Annotated in this window: 12 protein-coding genes and 1 pseudogene; 6 read left to right on the top strand and 7 right to left on the bottom strand. The window is 72.6% G+C overall.

The window, feature by feature from the left end:
- Nucleotides 1-428: 428 nt before the first annotated feature.
- On the top strand, nucleotides 429-878 hold the full coding sequence (locus ACWGI6_RS33770) for a PTS sugar transporter subunit IIA (protein ID WP_453271036.1): 450 nt from the start codon (nucleotides 429-431) through the stop codon (nucleotides 876-878).
- A 76-nt stretch (nucleotides 879-954) separates the two neighbouring features.
- Nucleotides 955-2,625: a phosphoenolpyruvate--protein phosphotransferase gene (ptsP, locus tag ACWGI6_RS33765; protein ID WP_393909773.1), complete on the top strand. Its 1,671-nt coding sequence runs from the start codon at nucleotides 955-957 to the stop codon at nucleotides 2,623-2,625.
- 90 nt (nucleotides 2,626-2,715) lie between these two features.
- On the opposite strand, the gene ACWGI6_RS33760 is transcribed toward ptsP, so the two are convergent.
- Complete coding sequence (locus ACWGI6_RS33760) at nucleotides 2,716-3,645, bottom strand: hypothetical protein (RefSeq protein WP_453271035.1); 930 nt, start codon at nucleotides 3,643-3,645, stop codon at nucleotides 2,716-2,718.
- 146 nt (nucleotides 3,646-3,791) lie between these two features.
- Nucleotides 3,792-5,825, bottom strand: coding sequence for an acetoacetate--CoA ligase (locus ACWGI6_RS33755; RefSeq protein ID WP_453271034.1), 2,034 nt, complete (start codon nucleotides 5,823-5,825; stop codon nucleotides 3,792-3,794).
- Nucleotides 5,826-6,168: 343 nt separating this feature from the next.
- Here ACWGI6_RS33755 and ACWGI6_RS33750 point away from each other — a divergent pair, with 343 nt between their 5' ends.
- Both ACWGI6_RS33750 and ACWGI6_RS33745 read left to right on the top strand, forming a co-directional pair.
- Complete coding sequence (locus ACWGI6_RS33750; protein ID WP_453271039.1) at nucleotides 6,169-8,565, top strand: glycoside hydrolase family 31 protein; 2,397 nt, start codon at nucleotides 6,169-6,171, stop codon at nucleotides 8,563-8,565.
- A gap of 155 nt (nucleotides 8,566-8,720) precedes the next feature.
- The gene (locus tag ACWGI6_RS33745) at nucleotides 8,721-9,566 is read left to right on the top strand and encodes a M15 family metallopeptidase (RefSeq protein WP_453271033.1); all 846 of its coding nucleotides are present in this window, start codon (nucleotides 8,721-8,723) and stop codon (nucleotides 9,564-9,566) included.
- A gap of 151 nt (nucleotides 9,567-9,717) precedes the next feature.
- Here ACWGI6_RS33745 and ACWGI6_RS33740 read toward each other — a convergent pair whose 3' ends face one another.
- The 5 genes from ACWGI6_RS33740 to ACWGI6_RS33720 form a co-directional block, all read right to left on the bottom strand.
- Entirely contained in the window at nucleotides 9,718-10,698 is a 981-nt protein-coding gene (locus tag ACWGI6_RS33740; RefSeq protein WP_453271032.1) for an NUDIX hydrolase, read from the bottom strand.
- Nucleotides 10,699-10,881: 183 nt separating this feature from the next.
- On the bottom strand, nucleotides 10,882-11,694 hold the full coding sequence (locus tag ACWGI6_RS33735) for an ABC transporter permease (protein WP_453271031.1): 813 nt from the start codon (nucleotides 11,692-11,694) through the stop codon (nucleotides 10,882-10,884).
- A 23-nt stretch (nucleotides 11,695-11,717) separates the two neighbouring features.
- The gene (locus tag ACWGI6_RS33730) at nucleotides 11,718-12,566 is read right to left on the bottom strand and encodes an ABC transporter permease (protein WP_393909766.1); all 849 of its coding nucleotides are present in this window, start codon (nucleotides 12,564-12,566) and stop codon (nucleotides 11,718-11,720) included.
- A gap of 14 nt (nucleotides 12,567-12,580) precedes the next feature.
- Nucleotides 12,581-13,759, bottom strand: coding sequence for an ABC transporter substrate-binding protein (locus tag ACWGI6_RS33725; protein ID WP_453271030.1), 1,179 nt, complete (start codon nucleotides 13,757-13,759; stop codon nucleotides 12,581-12,583).
- Nucleotides 13,760-13,874: 115 nt separating this feature from the next.
- Nucleotides 13,875-14,951 (bottom strand): ABC transporter ATP-binding protein, encoded by a 1,077-nt coding sequence (locus tag ACWGI6_RS33720; RefSeq protein ID WP_453271029.1) that lies wholly within the window; start codon nucleotides 14,949-14,951, stop codon nucleotides 13,875-13,877.
- 130 nt (nucleotides 14,952-15,081) lie between these two features.
- Here ACWGI6_RS33720 and ACWGI6_RS33715 point away from each other — a divergent pair.
- Both ACWGI6_RS33715 and ACWGI6_RS33710 read left to right on the top strand, forming a co-directional pair.
- Nucleotides 15,082-15,516 (top strand): annotated as a pseudogene (locus tag ACWGI6_RS33715) (Zn-ribbon domain-containing OB-fold protein); the annotation flags it as partial.
- Between the two features lie 354 nt (nucleotides 15,517-15,870).
- Nucleotides 15,871-17,049: a lipid-transfer protein gene (locus tag ACWGI6_RS33710; RefSeq protein WP_453271038.1), complete on the top strand. Its 1,179-nt coding sequence runs from the start codon at nucleotides 15,871-15,873 to the stop codon at nucleotides 17,047-17,049.
- Nucleotides 17,050-17,234 lie beyond the last annotated feature (185 nt).

Genomic DNA, 17,234 nt, shown 5'->3' with positions numbered 1-17,234 from the left:
TCTGGCGTTGACTTTTGGCACGCTGTTGAGTTCTCAAGGAACGGACGCTTCCTTTGTGCCTGTTTCACCAGGCTCTCCGGGCGCTTCCCTTCGGTGTTTCACACTCTATCAGGCCTTTTCCGTCCTCCGAACCGCTGCTTTTCTGCAGACATGCAGAAGCGCGCAATTCTTGAGTCGCGATCAAGACGCCAGGAGTGCCGCCCACCTCAACCGGACGCAGTTGATTGCGTCCTGGCTGTCCGGGGCAGGTCTCAGACAGTACAGCGCTGCTGTGGGCGAGGCAAATCGATTCAGCGTGACGCGCGGTCCGCAACCGGCGTCTCTCACGGGGAACCGTCAGTTCTTATGACTTACGCTTCTGAACGGTGCGCCGTCCAGGACAGGTAGTGACGGCGGCCTGATGAATCTCCACCCCTGGGAGGCTTCCCATGACCACCGTGACGTCCCCTCTTGCCGGACGCGCCATCGGACTCGCGGCTGTGCCCGACCCGGTGTTCTCCGGAGCGATGGTGGGTCCCGGTACCGCCATCGATCCGGTGCGTGAGCCGTCTACTGCTGTCTCGCCCGTGGACGGTGTTCTCGTATCGCTGCACCCGCACGCGTTTGTCGTCGTCGACTCCGAGGGGCACGGCGTGCTCACCCACCTCGGTATCGACACCGTTCAGCTCAACGGCGAGGGCTTCGAGCTGCTCGTGAACAAGGGTGACACCGTCGCCCGCGGCCAGGAGGTCGTGCGCTGGAACCCGGCCGCGGTCGAGAAGGCCGGGAAGTCGCCGGTCTGCCCGGTCGTTGCACTGGAGGCCACGGCGGACTCGCTCGGTGAGGTGCGCGAGGACGGCGACATCAAGGCGGGCGACCAGCTCTTCGCCTGGCAGTAGCCGGGCGCCGTCGCGTACGGCAGGTAGGACATCCACCGCGGCGGTTCGGCCGTCGCATCAACCGGAGACGGGTGCAATGGAGACAACGCTGCGAGGCGTCGGCGTGAGCCACGGTGTGGCCATAGGCGAGGTGCGGCACATGGGCACGGCGGTTCTCGAGCCGCCGGCCAAGCAGATTCCGGCGGACGAGGCGGAGCGCGAGCAGGGGCGTGCCCGTCAGGCCGTGGAAGCTGTTGCTGCTGACCTGATAGCGCGGGGAAACCTGGCGGGTGGCGAGGCGCAGGCCGTGCTGGAGGCACAGGCGCTGATGGCTCAGGACCCCGAGCTGATGGCGGATGTCGAGCGGCGGATCGCCGTCGGCTCCACCGCCGAGCGCGCGGTGTATGACGCGTTCGCCGCCTACCGGGCGCTGCTGGCGGGGGCCGGTGAGTACCTCGCGGGCCGGGTGGCCGACCTCGATGACGTGCGCAACCGGATCGTCGCCCGGCTGCTGGGTGTGCCGATGCCGGGGGTGCCGGACAGCGACGAGCCGTATGTGCTGATCGCGCGCGATCTGGCACCGGCCGACACCGCGCTGCTCGACCCGACGCTGGTGCTCGGGTTCGTGACCGAGGAGGGCGGGCCGACCAGCCACAGCGCGATTCTTGCGCGGGCGCTGGGTGTGCCGGCGATTGTCGCGCTCCCGGGCGCGGGTGAGCTCGTCGAGGGCACGGTCATCGCGGTGGACGGCAGCACCGGTGAGGTCTTTGTCGAGCCGACCGCCGAGAAGCGGGCGGCGCTGGAGCAGGCCGCGGCGGAGCGGAGGGCGGCGCTGGCGGCGTCGTCCGGTCCGGGTGCCACCTCCGACGGGCACAAGGTGCCGCTGCTGGCGAATGTCGGCGGTCCCGGTGACGTGCCCGCGGCGGTCGAGGCCGGGGCCGAGGGTGTCGGTCTCTTCCGTACGGAATTCCTGTTTCTGGACGACAGCAAGAACGCGCCGTCCGAGGAGAAGCAGGTCGATGCGTACCGCAAGGTGCTGGAGGCCTTCCCCGAGGGGCGGGTCGTGGTGCGGGTGCTCGATGCCGGTGCCGACAAGCCGCTGGACTTCCTGACGCCGGCCGATGAGCCGAACCCCGCGCTGGGTGTGCGGGGACTGCGGACCCTCCTCGACCACCCGGATGTGCTGCGTACGCAGCTCACGGCGCTGGCCAAGGCGGCCGAGGGGCTGCCGGTCTACCTCGAGGTCATGGCACCGATGGTGGCGGACCGGATCGACGCCAAGGCCTTCGCGGATGCCTGCCGGGAGGCTGGGCTGCGGGCGAAGTTCGGAGCGATGGTGGAGATTCCGTCGGCGGCGCTGCGGGCGCGGTCGATTCTTCAGGAGGTCGAGTTCCTTTCGCTGGGGACCAACGACCTGGCGCAGTACACCTTCGCCGCCGACCGTCAGGTGGGTGCCGTCGCCCGTCTGCAGGACCCCTGGCAGCCGGCGCTGCTGGATCTTGTGGCGGCTTCGGCGGAGGCGGCGAAGGCCGAGGGCAAGAGCTGTGGTGTCTGTGGTGAGGCGGCCTCCGATCCGCTGTTGGCGTGTGTGCTGACGGGGCTCGGGGTCACCAGTCTTTCGATGGGCGCGGCGTCGATTCCGTACGTACGGGCGACGCTGTCCAAGCACACGCTGGCGCAGTGCGAGCGGGCGGCGGCCGCGGCGCGTGCCGCGGACACCGCCGACGATGCGCGGGCTGCCGCGCAGGCGGTGCTCTCCGGGGAGTGATCACGCGCGGCGCGGTGCGTCGCAGGAGTGTTGATGGCCGTCCCGCCCTTGTGGCGGGGCGGCCATGGTGTTGTACGGAGCGTGGCGCGGTCAGCGGTGGTGGTGCGGGTCGGGTGGAGGTGTGAGAGGGAGGCCGGGGGCGTGGTCGACTCCGTGCTCGGGTGGGATCGGTTCGCCGGTGTCGGAGTCGGTGCAGTAGGCGGTGAAGACCTCGGCGGCGCCGAGGGGGCGCAGCCAGGAGTCGCCGAGGGACCAGCCGCGGACCGTGTCCCGGTCCCGGTCGACGGTGGCGGCGCGGTCGGCGGGAGCGGTGGTGGTCCGGGAGACGAGGCCGCCGGGGGTGCGCAGGGCGAAGCCGACGGCGAGGACCGTGCAGAAGACGAGGGTCTCGGATTCGGCGAGCCGGGGCCGGGCGCCGTCGGGGCTGGTGGCGTGCAGAACCGCCAGCAAAGAGGGCTCGCCGACCGCGACCGAGCAGACGAGGTGGTGGGTGCCGTCGCCGAGGGCGGCCAGGAGGTCCTGGAGGGCCTGGGTGGCGCGGGCGAAGGCGGCGTGGGCGAGGTCTTCGCCGCACTCCTCACAGCTGCCCGCGCGGGACAGGAGGCCTGAGGCGCGGTCCCAGGTCGCCTGGCGGTCGGCTTCTTCGACGAGTAACGGGAGCAGCTGGGTGAGCGGCTCGCCCTGGTAGGTCAGCGTGGCGCCGGTGCGGGCGACTTCGGCGGTGTAGCGGCTACGGCTGTCGGGGCGGTCCGGGTCCAGGGCGAGGTCCCCGCAGTATTTCTCGTAGGCGGCCGGGTCGAAGAGGCTGACGGTCGTGAGCACGCCCTGGGAGGCGAGGCCGCGCAGCAGGGTCTCCACCTGCCGGAGGTAGCTGCGGTGGTCGTCGAACGGGAAGGTGCGGTAGCGGCGCATGGCCGTGAAGTCCTGCTCGTCGGCCAGGACGGCGGCGCTGCTGGGGATTTCGCGGCGTAGTGCGCGGCGGGCGGTGGACGGGTCGGTGTGCCGGGATGTGGATGTCATGACTCCCCCTGAGTGAGATGCGCCGGCTCGGTGTGAGGTGTGGCGGCCGAACATCACTTGTCACTGAGAGTAATCGAGGGGTCTGACAATGCGCCGGGCGCCGGACCGGAGGGCGTGGGCACCCGGCGGTCCGGCGCGGCCGGGGCCTACTGCGCGCTGTCGGCGGCGGCGCGGTCGCGGGCCACCCGCTCGTAGAACCGGAGCAGTTCGAGGTTGTCGACGGAGCCGGGGTTGACGGCCTTGTCGAGCGGGGTGCCCTGGAGGAGGCGCTTGACGGGGACCTCGATCCGCTTGCCGGTGAGGGTGTGCGGTACGCCGGGGGCTTCGATGATGTCGTCGGGGACGTGGCGGGGCGAGAGCTCTTCCCGGATGGTCCGCTTGATCCGGTCGCGCAGGTCGTCGTCGAGGGCGGCGCCGGGGGCGAGGTGGACGAAGAGCGGCATCCAGTAGCCGCCGTCGGGAAGCTCCAGGCCGATGACAAGGGATTCGCGGATCTCGGGGAGCCGCTCGACGGCCTCGTAGATGTCGGCGGATCCCATCCGGACGCCCTGGCGGTTGAGGGTGGAGTCGGAGCGGCCGTGGATGACGACGCTGCCGCGGGAGGTGACGGTGATCCAGTCGCCGTGCCGCCAGACGCCGGGGTACATGTCGAAGTAGCTGTCGTGGTAGCGGGTGCCGTCGGGGTCGTTCCAGAAGCGGGTGGGCATGGACGGCATGGGCTTGGTGACGACGAGTTCGCCGACCTCGTCGACGGCGGGCTTGCCCTGGGGGTCCCAGGCCTGGAGGTCGGTACCGAGGCAGGCGGCCTGGAGTTCGCCGATGTGGACGGGGAGGGTGGGGACGGCGCCGGCGAAGCAGCTGCAGACGTCGGTGCCACCGCTGACCGAGGCGGTCCACAGGTCGGCGCCGCTCTCCGCGAAGCAGTCGTGCAGCCAGCGGAAGCCGTCCGGCGGGAGCGGGGAGCCGGTGGTGGCGACGCAGGTGATGGCGGAGAGGTCGAGGTCGCGGGCCGGGTGGATGCCGGCCTTGCGGCAGGCCATCACGTAGGCGGCGGAGGTGCCGAAGACGGTGGCGCGGGTGCTTTCGGCGACCCGCCACTGGGCGGCGATGTCGGGGTGGCCGGGGCTGCCGTCGTAGAGCACGATCGTGGACCCCACCAGGAGGCCGGCGACGAGGAAGTTCCACATCATCCAGCCGGTGGAGGTGTACCAGAAGAACCGGTCGTCGGGGCCGAGGTCGCAGTGCAGGCCGGTCTGCTTGAGGTGTTCGAGCAGGATGCCGCCCTGGGACTGGACGATGGCCTTGGGCAGACCGGTGGTGCCGGAGGAGTACAGGACCCACAGCGGGTGGTCGAACGGGACCTGCTCGAAGACCGGTTCGGTGTCGTTCGAGGTCAGGTCCGACCAGTTCAGGGCGCCTTCGGGAGCGGGGGTGCCGAGCAGCGGGATGTGGACGACGGCGCGCAGGGTGGGCAGTTCGGCGCGGAGTTCGGCGACGGTGTCGCGGCGGTCGTGTTCCTTGCCGCCGTAGCGGTAGCCGTCGACGGTGAACAGGACGACCGGTTCGATCTGCTGGAAGCGGTCCAGCACGCTGCGGGCGCCGAAGTCGGGGGCACAGGAGGTCCAGACGCCGCCGACCGCGGCGGTGGCGAGGAGTGCGACGACGGCCTGCGGGATGTTGGGGACGTAGGCGCTCACCCGGTCGCCGGGGCGGACGCCGAGGCGGCGGAGTTCGGCCGCCAGCGAGCCGACCTGGGCGCGCAGCTCCGCCCAGGTGACCGGGGTGGGCTCATGGGTCTCGTCGACGTACAGCAGCGCGGGGGCCTCGGCGCGGGCCGGGTCCTCGGCGGCCCGCAGGGCGTGCTCGGCGTAGTTGAGGGTGGTGCCGGGGAACCAGCGGGCGCCGGGCATCGCGCGGTCGGCGAGGACGGTCTCGTACGGGGTGGCGAAGCGGACGTCGAACCACTCCGCGGTGGCCTGCCAGAAGGCGGGGAGGTCGTCGACGGACCAGCGGTGGAGGTCGGCGTAGCTCGTGGCGGGGTCGCCGGGGGTGGGTGCGGGCGCGCCGTGGTGGGCGGCCGCCCAGGTGTGGAAGCGGGTGACCTGTGCGCCGGCGATGCGGTCCGGGCCTGGTTGCCAGAGGGGCTCCGGCTGCGGGGCGGACTGCGGTGCGGTGGTCATGATGCGGCTCCCGGGCGGTACGCGTCGTAGGCGTCGGGCGCACACGGTGGTGGGGAGGTCCCCCGGCCCCTTCTCCGGGCGTGTGCGCGTGACACGGCTTGCCTGGACGATGCCATGTGATCGACTTGTGCACCAGGGTGGGCTCCCCACATTCGGGGGGTGGCGGATGTGGTGCCGGCACGTCGTGCGGGCCGGTTCCGGGGCGCGTGGCGGGGACATACGGCGGGATTTGGCCATCGGAGGACGATCCGGGGGCCTGAAGGTGGCCGAGCGTGACCCCGTGCAGGTGAACGGCAGTTGAACGGTGCCCGCGCACCCGGCCGTCAATGGCAGGCTGACCGGCATGGACGGGCGGGATCTGGTGCGGTCGGTACGGATGATCACGGCACTCGGGCCGGCGCAGGGGCTCCGGTCCGTGCGGGCGGCGTGGCGGGCACGGCGGGCGGATGCGCTGGCGTTGCCGCGGCGCACCGCGGAGCGGGCGCGGGTGCCGGGGGCGGCCAGTGGCGCGGAGCCCCAGCCGGGCGGCGGGCTGATCCACTTCGCGCGGTCGTCGCTGCGGGTGCGGGTGGCCTCGGGCGGTGCGGTGTTCTGCGGCTGGGACGGCGCCGAGCCGGAGCCCTCGTATGCGCTGGCCGGGGCGTGTCCGGAGGTGGACGCGCGGGCGGTGCTGGAGCCCGATACCGAGGGCGGCTGGCGGGTGGTCTCCGAGCGGGTGCTGGTGGTGGTGTCCCGGCACGGCGCGGTGGAGGTGCGGACACCCGGCGGGGCGGTGCTGCGGCGGGAGTTGCCGCCGCGCTGGTGGGACCGTATGGGCGGGGAGGGTGCGGGCGGGCGGCCCGAGGGCGGCGGCGCCTCGCGCTGGGTGCAGCGGGCCGAGGTCGCGGCCGATGCCCGGTTCTTCGGGCTCGGCGGCCGGGCGCACGGGCCGCGGCTGCGGGACGGTGCGTACCGGTTGTGGAACACGGATCCGGGCGGTGCCTTCGAGCCGGGCGACGATCCGCTGTCGCTGACGATGCCGGTGCAGCTGGTGGTGGCGGACGCCGGTACGCATCTGGTCTTCCACGACAATTCGTGGGACGGCCGGGTGACGCTGCGCGAGGGCGCGGAGGGCGCGGGCTCGGGGCATGACCGGCCGGGCACCTGTGAGCTGCGGATGGACGGCGGCCCGCTGCGCTACTGGGTGCTGGTCGGCACCCCGGCCCGGGTGCTGCAGGGCTGGACGGCGTTGACCGGGGCGCCCGCGCTGCCGCCGCAGTGGGCGCTGGGGTATCAGCACGCCCGCTGGGGCTTCGGCGGCCAGGCCGAGGTGCGCCGGGTGTTGGCCGGCTACAAGGAGCGCGAACTTCCGCTGTCCGCCGTCCATTTGGACATCGACCATTACGACCGGCACCGGGTCTTCACCGTCGACCGGCAGCGCTATCCGGATCTGCCCGGTCTGGCGCGGGAGTTGCGGGCGGACGGGGTGCGGCTGGTGTCGATCGTGAATCCGGCGGTGAAGGCGGAGCCGGGGGACGCGGTGTACGAGAGCGGGGCGGCGGCGGATGCCTTTGTGCGGGACGCGCGGGGGCGGGAGGTGCGCGGGGTGGTGTGGCCGGGCGAGTCGGTGTACCCGGATTTCACCGATGCGCGGGCGCGCAAGTGGTGGGGGGCGCTGTACGGGGAGCGACTGGCGCAGGGCTTCGCGGGCGTCTGGCACGACATGAACGAGCCGGTCTCGTTCGCCGCGTTCGGGGAGCGGACGCTGCCGCGCTCGGCCCGGCATGCCCTGGAGGGCCGGGGCGGCGACCACCGGGAGGCGCACAACGTCTACGGCCTGGCCATGGCGCGGGCCGGCTTCGAGGGGCTGTGCGAACTGCGTCCGGCCGAGCGGCCGTTCCTCTTCTCCCGTTCGGGCTGGGCGGGAATGCAGCGCTACGGCGGCTCCTGGTCGGGCGATGTGGCGACGGGCTGGCCGGGGCTGCGCGCTTCGCTGTCGCTGGTGCTGGGGCTGGGGCTGTGCGGGGTGCCGTACAGCGGTCCCGATATCGGCGGGTTCTCCGGGGCGCCGTCCCCGGAGCTGTATCTGCGGTGGTTCCAACTGGGGGCCTGGCTGCCGCTGTTCCGTACGCATTCGGCGCTCGGGGCGGGGCGGCGGGAGCCGTGGGAGTACGGGATCGAGGTGCTCGAACACGCCCGTACGGCGCTGCGCGAGCGACAGCGGCTGCTGCCGTACTTCGGGACGCTGGGCCAGTTGGCGCGGCTGACCGGGGCACCGTACGTCCGGCCGGTGTGGTGGAACGCGCCGCGGGACCGGGCGCTGCGGGACTGCGAGGACGCCTTTCTGCTGGGGGATGCGCTGCTGGTGGCGCCGGCGCTGGCGGCGGGGGTGACCTGGCGGCCGGTGCGGCTGCCGCGCGGCCGGTGGTACGACACCGCGACCGGGCGGGCGTACGACGGTCCCGGGCAGGTGTGGGTGGAGGCGCCGCTGTCGCGGATTCCGGTGCTGGCACGGGCCGGTGCGGTGCTGCCGGTGACGGGGGCGGACGGCGGGACGGAGCTGGAGGTGTGGGCGCCGGCGGCCGGGCGCGGGGGCAACGGACTGGTGGTGCCGGACGCCGGGGACGGCTGGCAGCGGCCGACGGTGGAACGCTTCACCTCACGGCGGGAGGGCGACCGGGTGATCGTGGAGCGGCGGGACGGGGGCGCGGTGGGGTATCCGGTGCGGGTACGGGGGCTGGAGGACGGGGCGGAGGCGTAGCGGGCGGGCCGGGCCGGGCCGGGCCGGGGAGTAACGGGCAGCCACGTAACGGGGTGACAGGGGTGGGGCCGTGGCGCGTGGTGGGCCGGTTGCGCGGCGGACCGGTTGCGCGACGGGGCTTCCCCTGCGACTGCCGCGCCTGGTAAACGAGGGCCATGCCGAGACTTGCTGCCGCGCTGCGCGGCCTTGCTGCCGCTGCCGCCGCGCTGATCGCCGTCACCGCTGTCCCCTCGGGTGCGGCGGCGGGCGCCGCCCCGCACCGCCCGGCGCCGTCGTCGCATCCGGCCAACGACCCCAAGGCGCCCCGGGAGTTCGTCGCGCTGCGGGACGTGGACCCCACCATCATCCAGGAGATGCGCTACTTCACCCCGCACAACTTCATGGGGGTGCCGGTGACCGGCTACCGGGCGCCGACCTGCCTGCTGACCCGGGACGCGGCACGGGCACTGCACCGGGCGCAGCTCTCGTTCCTGCGCCGCGGATACACCCTCAAGGTCTATGACTGCTACCGGCCGCAGCGCGCGGTGAACCACTTCGTGGCCTGGGCCAAGGACCTCGACGACCAGCGGATGAAGGCCGAGTTCTATCCCCGGGTCGACAAGTCGACGCTCTTCCGGGACGGCTATATCGCGGAGAAGTCCGGGCACAGCAGGGGCAGCACCCTCGATCTGACGCTGGCGCGGCTGCCGGCGCTGCCCACCCGGCCGTACGTCCCCGGGGAGCCGCTGTCGTCGTGCTACGGCCCGAAGGCGTCCCGCTTCCCTGACAACGGGCTGGACATGGGGACCGGCTTCGACTGCTTCGACACGCTGGCGCACACCCTCGACCCGCGGATCAAGGGCACGCAGCGGGCGAACCGGCTGCTGCTGAAGGACGGCCTGGAGCGCGCCGGATTCGTCAACTATGCGAGCGAGTGGTGGCACTACACCTTCACACCGGAGACTTTTCCGGACACCTACTTCGACTTCCCGGTTGCCCGGCGGTCGCTCGTCCGGCACTGACCGGGCGCGCCGTTGACGACCCGCCCAGCGGGCCTGCCTCGTCCGCCGCGGTCGGTGCGTAGGACGCCAAGGAGGACCGGGGCGGACAAGGCCGCGGACAGCGCGGTGCGGGCGGCGGCGCGGGTGCGCGGGGCGTCCGCGGCCGTGAGCGTCATCGCACGCTCTCCTCCCGGTCGGGGCGCAGCAGCGCCGGGTGCAGCAGGCGGGCGTCGCCCGCACGGTAGAGGCGGGCGCGCGGGCCGCCACGGGCTCCCCCGCGGGCCGACGTCGCGCCGGTGGACTCCACGAATCCGGGCACGGAGAGGACCTTGCGGTGGAAGTTCCCCGCGTGCAGCGGGCTGCCCCAGATGGATTCGTAGACGCCGCGGAGCTCGACGATGGTGAATTCCTCCGCGAGGAACGCCGTGGCCAGCGGGGTGTATTCGATCTTTGCGCGGGCGCGGTCGAGTCCGTCGGCGACGATTTCCGCGTGGTCGAAGGCGAGCGGGAGTGGGGCCTGCGGAACGGGCTCCCCCTCCGCTGCCGCGTCGCTGACGGGCCGGGGCACGGAACCACCCCCGTCGATCCCGTGCCCCGGACCCTGCTCTGAGGGACGCGGCCGGGCCGCGTCCGGTTCGACGAAAGTCTGTGGAGTCACCCGTTCGGGATCCTGCGCCTCCGTACGGCCGCCGAGATCCAGTGCGGCGACCGGGACCCAGGCCGCGGACGAGGCGTCGCCGCCGCCCCGGGCGTCGGGGAGGTCGGGCGCGAAGGCGAGGTAGGCGACGGTGACGACGGGCATCCGCGGATCGCGGCCGGGATCGCCGTACGAGCCGAGCTGTTCGAGGTGGACGCGCTTCAGTTGCGTGGCGTCCAGCCCGGTCTCCTCGGCGAGTTCGCGGGCCGCGGCCGCATCGAGCGACTCCCGGCCGGCCTGGACGAATCCGCCCGGCAGTGCCCAGGAGCCCTGGAAGGGCCGGCCGCCGCGCTCGACGAGCAGGAGGTGCAAGGCCCCGGCGCGCAGCGTCAGCGCGACGACGTCGACGGTCACGGCGATCGCCGGGAACTCACACGGGTCGTAGGCCGCGAGGAACGCACTGTCGCCTTTGCCTCGCGCGGCGCCGCTCCCGTTGCCCTGCCGGTCCGTGTCCACGGCCGCCCCTCCCGACGTCATTCTCACTCTGAGTCTTTCTCGGAACGAGAACAACATAGCACCGGGTGTCGGCGGCTTCCAGGGCAATGCCGGTGGGTGCTACGGGAGCTGACGCACCGTCCGGGCGGCGTGCGCCGGCGCCCCGCCGTCGGCGTGCTCGGTGCCTGGCCGCCGGCGGTGGGTTCAGAGCCTGCCGCCGGCGGTGTCCGACGAGAGCCGCTGGGCGACGTACACCGGGATGACCGACAGGGCGATCAGCAGCGCGGCAAGCACATCGACGACCGGCGCCTGGTGGGGGCGGGCCAGGTTCTCGTAGATCCAGATCGGCAGCGTCTTGGTGCCTGCGCCCGCCGTGAAGGTGGTCACCACGACTTCGTCGAAGGACAGCGCAAAGGCCAGCAGGGCGCCGGCGAACAGGGCCGGGCGCAGCGCCGGGAAGGTGACGTACCGCAGGGTCTGCCAGGGACGGGCGCCCAGGTCGGCGGAGGCCTCGGCCAGTGACGGGGCGATCCTGCGGAGCCGGGCGGCGACGTTGTTGAAGACGATGACGACGCAGAAGGTCGCATGGCCGACGACGACCGTGAACAGGCCGAAGCCGATGCCCAGCGGGGCGAGGACGGTGCGGAAGGCGGCGTTGAGGGCGATGCCGGTGACGATGCCGGGCAGTGCGATCGGCAGCACGATCAGGAACGAGACGGTCTGCCGTCCGAAGAAGCGGTGGCGGTGTACGGCGAAGGCCGCCAGCGAGCCGAGGACCAGGGCGATGGCGGTGGCGCCGAGGCCCGCCCGCAGCGAGGTCCACAGTGCGTCGCGGGCGCCAGCGCTGTGCAGGGCGCGGCTCCACCACTCACCCGTCAGCGCGCGGGGCGGCCAGGCGAACGAGGGGTCGGCGTTGAGGGAGTTGAGCAGGACCAGGAGCAGAGGGAGGTAGATCAGGGCGAGACCGGCGGCCGTGACACAGCCGAGGACGATGCGGGCGGTGCGGGTGAGATGCATCCGGCTGCCTCCTTCAGGACCGGTCAGAGCGAGTCGAGCGCGCCGGCCCGGCGGACGGCGGCGAGGTAGCAGACGACGAGGGCGACCGGGACCGCGGAGAGCGCCGCCGCGAGCGGCAGATCGAGGGTGACCTGGGAGGCGATGACATTGCCCAGCAGCTGGGTGCGACCGCCGACGATCTGGACGGTGAGGTAGTCGCCGAGGGAGAGCGAGAAAGTGAAGACGGAGCCCGCCAGGAGCGCGGGCCGGACGGCGGGGGCGACGACGGAGCGCAGCGTGCGTACGGTGCCCGCGCCGAGGTCGGCGGAGGCCTCCAGCTGGTGGGCGGGCAGCCGTTCCAGGGCGGCGTGGACCGGCAGGATCATGTACGGCAGCCAGAGGTAGGCGAGCACGATCACGACGGCGGTCGTGCCGTATCCCGGGCCGTGCAGTCCGAGCGGGGCGAGTGCCGCGTTGACGATGCCGTGCTCGCCGAGCATCACCCGCCAGGCATACGCCTTGACCAGATAGCCGGCCCACAGCGGGGTCAGCACGGCCACCAGCAGGGCGCGGCGCAGCCGGCCGGTCGCCACCCGCGCCATGAAGAAGGCCATCGGCAGCGCGAGCAGCGCATCGAGGAGCGTGACGGCGACGGCGATGCCGAGGGTGCGCAGGGCGACGGTGCGGTAGACGGGGGTGGTGAGGATGTCGCGGAAGTTGTCGGTGGTCCAGGTGTGCACGACGTCCGACGTGAAGGGGTCGGTGGTCCAGAAGGCGGAGAGCAGGAGGACGGCGAGCGAGCCGAGGTAGGCGAGGACCAGCCAGAGGAGGGGTGGGGCGAGGAGCGCGGCGAGCCGGCCGCGGGCGCGGGGCTCACGGGTCGTGGCGGACACCCGGGCTCCCCCGCTCAGCCCTTGATCTCCGTCCAGGCGCGGGTCCACTCCGCATAGTCGGTGCACGTCACGTTCTTGCGGCCGTCGAGACACTGCGGGACGGGGGTGGTCCAGAAGTGGACTCGGCGGTAGTAGGCCTCGTCATCGGCGTGGTAGACGGCGCAGTGCCGGGGGTCGGCGGTCTCCTTGCAGGCCTTGGCGTTGGCGGGCGCCTCGCCGAAGTACTCGGCCACCTGGGCGTTCACCTTCGGGGAGACGATCCAGTTGAGCCACTTGTAGGCGCAGTTGGGGTGTGCGGCCTTGGCGGAGACCATCCAGGTGTCGGACCAGCCGGTCGCCCCCTCCTTGGGGAGGACGGCCTTGACGGGGGCCTTCTCCGCGGCCGCGGTGTTGGCGATGACCTGCCAGGTGGTGCCGATGACGCTGTCGCCGCCCTTGAAGGCGGTGACTTCCTTCTGGTAGTCGCTCCAGTACTCGCCGATCTGCTGCCGCTGCTTCTTCAACAGGGCCACGGCGGCGTCGAGTTGCTTCCGGTCCAGGGCGTACGGGTCCTTGATACCGAGCGCGGGACGGGCCTTCATGAGGTAGAGGGCGGCGTCGGCGATATAGATCGGTGAGTCGTAGGCGGTGACCTTGCCCGAGTGCTTCGCCGCGTCGTCGAAGACGGCTTTCCAGGAGTCGGGGGCCGGGGAGACCTTGTCGGTGCGGTACATCAGCAGATTGGCGCCGCGGCCGTGCGGGATGCCGTACATCTTCCCGTCCTTGGAGTTGAACGCGCGCATCTTCAGGCCGCTGAAGATGTCGCGGTAGTTCGGCACCAGACGGGTGTTGACGGGCGCCACGTCCCCCGCGGCGATCAGGCGCAGGGTGGCGTCACCGGAGGCGGAGACGGTGTCGTACTGGCCGGTCTTCATCAGCGAGACCATCTCGTCGGAGGTCCCGGCGGTCTTGGTGTTGACCTTGCAGCCGGTCTGCTTCTCGAAGGGGTGCACCCAGTCGGTCTTGGGGTCGTTGGAGCCGTCCTCGGCGTATCCGGCCCAGGCGATGATGTTGACCCGGCCCTCGCCCTTGCCGACGCTCTTCTGCTCGGCGGCTCCCCCGCCGCCCGTCCCCCCGCCGCCGGAGCCGCAGGCAACGGCCAGCAGCAGGACCCCGGCCGCCACGGCGGCCTTCCACGGATTCGCGTTGCGCATGGTGAACTCCCGCTGTCGCACGGCTGTCGAGCCCCGCCAGTATCCGGAAGCCGGCCGTCAGCCACCAGAGCGCGTCAGGCATCGGATGCGCCCGGGGGCGCGGTAAGACGATGCGTCAGCCGGGCACGGGAAAGGCGTCGTTGACGCTCCACAGCAGATGGACGGCCGAGCCCGGACGGGCGGCGTCCGGCGGATCCGTGGAGTTCAGCCGCAGTGCGGTGAGCTGGTCGTCGCCGCCGTCGAGCCGGACCACCACGCTCGTGTGGGCGCCGACGTGCACGATCTCGGTGATCCGGCCGGGCACACACCGCTCCCCCGGCCCCGGGGTACCGTCCGGGCCGTCGGGGGCGGCGATCCGGATCCGCTCGGGGCGGATGCTGTACGTGCCCGGGGAGCCGGTCACCCGGACCGCGGCCTGGTCGCGCAGCAGATTGGTGGTACCGATGAAGCCGGCGACGAATGCGGTGGCCGGACGGTCGTAGATCTCCAGCGGCGGGCCGGTCTGCTCGATACGGCCGCGGTCGAGGACGGCGAGGCGGTCGCTGAGCGTCAGCGCCTCTTCCTGGTCGTGGGTGACAAGGAGGAAGGTGACGCCGGTGGCGCGCTGGATGCGCTTGAGTTCGCGCTGCATCTCCTGCCGCAGCTGAAGGTCGAGCGCGCCGAGGGGCTCGTCGAGCAGCAGCAGACCGGGGTTGTCGATCAGGGCACGGGCCAGTGCGACGCGCTGGCGCTGGCCGCCGGAGAGCTGGGCCGGCCGGCGGGGGCCGTGGTCGTCGAGGCGTACGGTGCGCAGGGCCTCACGGGCGCGGGCGAGGCGTTCGGATGTGCGCACCCCGGCGACGGTGAGTGCGTAGGCGACGTTCTGCTCGACGGTCATGTGGGGGAAGAGCGCGTAATCCTGGAACACGGTGTGGACGTCGCGGCGGCTGGGCGGGAGTGCGGTGACCTCGCGGCCGGCGAGTTCGATGCGGCCCGAGGTGGGCCGCTCGAAGCCGGCGATCAGGCGCAGCAGGGTGGTCTTCCCCGAGCCGGAGGGGCCGAGGAGGGAGAAGAACTCCCCTTCCCTGAGGGTGAGTTCGGCGTTGTCGACGGCACGTAGCGGGCCGAACTCCTTGGTGACGGCGGTGAGCCGCACGGCGGGTGCGGCGGTCGTACGGACGGGACGGGCGTCGGTGCGGGCGGCTTCGGTCACGGGCGCTCCCCCTCGTGAACGGCTTGATCGCCCGGCGACTGTACCGGGGTTCCGCGCGGAGCGGCAGCGTGCCACACTCCTGACGTACCGTCAGTTCTGTGCTGGGTCGGTCTGCGGTCGGGGAGGGTCTGTGACACATACGCGGAAGCCGGTGGTGCCGGGGTGGTTCGATCAGGACGCGGCGGACTTCCGGCTGCTGGGGACGCGCTGCCGGGCCTGTGGTGCGGTGTTCTTCCCCCGCGAGGACGCCTTCTGCCGCAACCCCGGGTGCGGGGGCGACGAGCTGGCGGAGGTACCGCTGTCCCGGCACGGCACGGTCTGGTCGTACACCGACGCCCGCTATCGTCCGCCCGCCCCCTACGTCTCCGACCCGGATGCCGAGTGGCGGCCGTACCTCTTGGTCGCCGTGGAGCTGGCGGAGGAACGGATGGTGGTCCTCGGACAGGCCGCGCCCGGCGTCCGCGCCACGGATCTCACCGTGGGGACGGAGGTCGAGCTGGTGCCCGGGACCCTCAACGAGGAGGACGGGCACGTCTGGACGACCTGGCATTGGCGGCCGGGTGGGGGCGGGCGGGGGGATGAGGGGACGGGTGAGCCGGGGCGTTCGGTTGCTTCCGGAGACGGGGCTGTCGGGCCGGGCGCGGGGGCGGCCGGCGCAGATGCCAGGGCGGCCGACCCAGATGGCGGCCCGGACGCGAAAGCCGCCGAGCCCGGAGCCGTGCCTGGCGAGCCCGGAGCGGACTCCGCCCCGCCTGGAGCGAAAGCCGCCACCCCTGGAGCTGAAGCCGCCGGCCCCGGGCGGGAACCCGCATCACTACACCCGCCCACCCCCCGAAGGGGGGTGGGCGGCGGGGAAAAAACAAGAGGCGCGGGTGGGCGGCGGGTAAGGAGGAGCCCCGGAAGCACCGCACCCGGCGACGTGGCCGTGCTCGGCGCCGGTATGCACCCCTGGGGCAAGTGGGGGCGCAGTTTTGTCGAGTACGGCACGAAGGCGGCCAGGGAAGCGCTCGCGGACGCCGGCCTCGACTGGCGCGCCGTGCAGAGCATCGTCGGCGCGGACACGGTGCGCGGCGGTTACCCGGGCTATGTGGCGGGCGCAACCTTCGCCAAGGCACTGGGCTGGCAGGGCGCCCGGGTGACCAGCGTCTATGCCGCCTGTGCATCCGGCGCACAGGCCATCGGCACCGCGCGGGCGCAGATCCTGTCAGGGATGGCGGAGGTGGCCTTGGTGGTGGGCGCCGACGCCGCGCCCAAGGGCTTCTTCACCCCGGCGGGCGGCGACCGGCCCGACGATCCCGACTGGTTGCGGTTCCGGGTGCTGGGCGCCACCAATCCGGCGTACTTCGGGCTGTACGCGCGCCGCCGGATGGCGCTGTACGGCGATACGGCCGACGACTTCGCGCAGGTGAAGGTGAAGAACTCGGCGGCGGGCGCGGCCAATCCGTACGCCCGCTACCGCAAGCGGGTCACCGCGCGGGAGGTCGCCGCGTCGGCCGTGGTCTGCGATCCGCTGCGGCTGCTGGATATCTGCGCCACCTCCGACGGCGCCGCGGCACTGGTCCTGACCAGCATGGACTTCGCACGCCGGCACGGCGCCACGGATCCGGTCCGGATCCGCGCGGTCTCCACGGCCACCCCGCACTATCCGCGGACCGTGCTGGATCTGCCGGACATCGCCACCGACTCCGCGGCCGCCGTACCGGAGCCGGCGACCGGCTTCCGGGCGTCGATCGCACAGACCGCCTACGAGGAGGCCGGGATCGGCCCGGAGGATCTCTCACTGGCCGAGGTCTACGACCTGTCCACCGCACTGGAGTTGGAGTGGTACGAGGACCTGGGGCTGTGCAGCGCCGGTGAGGGGGCGAAGTTGCTGCGGGACGGGTCGACCGCGCTGGGCGGACGGCTGCCGGTGAATGCCAGCGGTGGTCTGGCCTCCTTCGGCGAGGCGGTGCCGGCCCAGGCCATTGCCCAGGTGTGTGAGCTGACCCGGCAGTTACGGGGGCGGGCGGGCGCGCGGCAGGTGGCGGATGCCCGGGTGGGGGTGACCGCCAACCAAGGGCTGTTCGGGCACGGGTCGGCCGTGGTCGCGGTGCGGTGAACACGGGCGGGGGCGCGGAGTGCGGTGCGGTGATCGCCTGCGCGGGCCGATGCCCGCGGAGCGCGGCGCCGAGGCGTCGTGGCGTCGTGGCGCACACCCCACTCCCGTGTCCCCCACGGCTCGCCCCGCCGGCACGGCGAACCCCCCTGCCGCGGAGCCCCGTTCGGGCCGTCGATGGGACACCA

This window comes from Streptomyces sp. NPDC054786, assembly GCF_053611685.1.
Note: the sequence above shows the minus strand (reverse complement) of the source record. Positions and strands in the feature narration are given on the sequence as shown.

Excerpts from the sequence above, each read along its gene's own strand:
- ACWGI6_RS33770 (WP_453271036.1), top strand. The coding sequence starts at position 429 with ATGACCACCGTGACGTCCCCTCTTGCCGGACGCGCCATCGGACTCGCG.
- ptsP (WP_393909773.1), top strand. The coding sequence starts at position 955 with ATGGAGACAACGCTGCGAGGCGTCGGCGTGAGCCACGGTGTGGCCATA.
- ACWGI6_RS33760 (WP_453271035.1), bottom strand. The coding sequence starts at position 3,645 with ATGACATCCACATCCCGGCACACCGACCCGTCCACCGCCCGCCGCGCA.
- ACWGI6_RS33755 (WP_453271034.1), bottom strand. The coding sequence starts at position 5,825 with ATGACCACCGCACCGCAGTCCGCCCCGCAGCCGGAGCCCCTCTGGCAA.
- ACWGI6_RS33750 (WP_453271039.1), top strand. The coding sequence starts at position 6,169 with ATGGACGGGCGGGATCTGGTGCGGTCGGTACGGATGATCACGGCACTC.
- ACWGI6_RS33745 (WP_453271033.1), top strand. The coding sequence starts at position 8,721 with ATGCCGAGACTTGCTGCCGCGCTGCGCGGCCTTGCTGCCGCTGCCGCC.
- ACWGI6_RS33735 (WP_453271031.1), bottom strand. The coding sequence starts at position 11,694 with ATGCATCTCACCCGCACCGCCCGCATCGTCCTCGGCTGTGTCACGGCC.
- ACWGI6_RS33725 (WP_453271030.1), bottom strand. The coding sequence starts at position 13,759 with ATGCGCAACGCGAATCCGTGGAAGGCCGCCGTGGCGGCCGGGGTCCTG.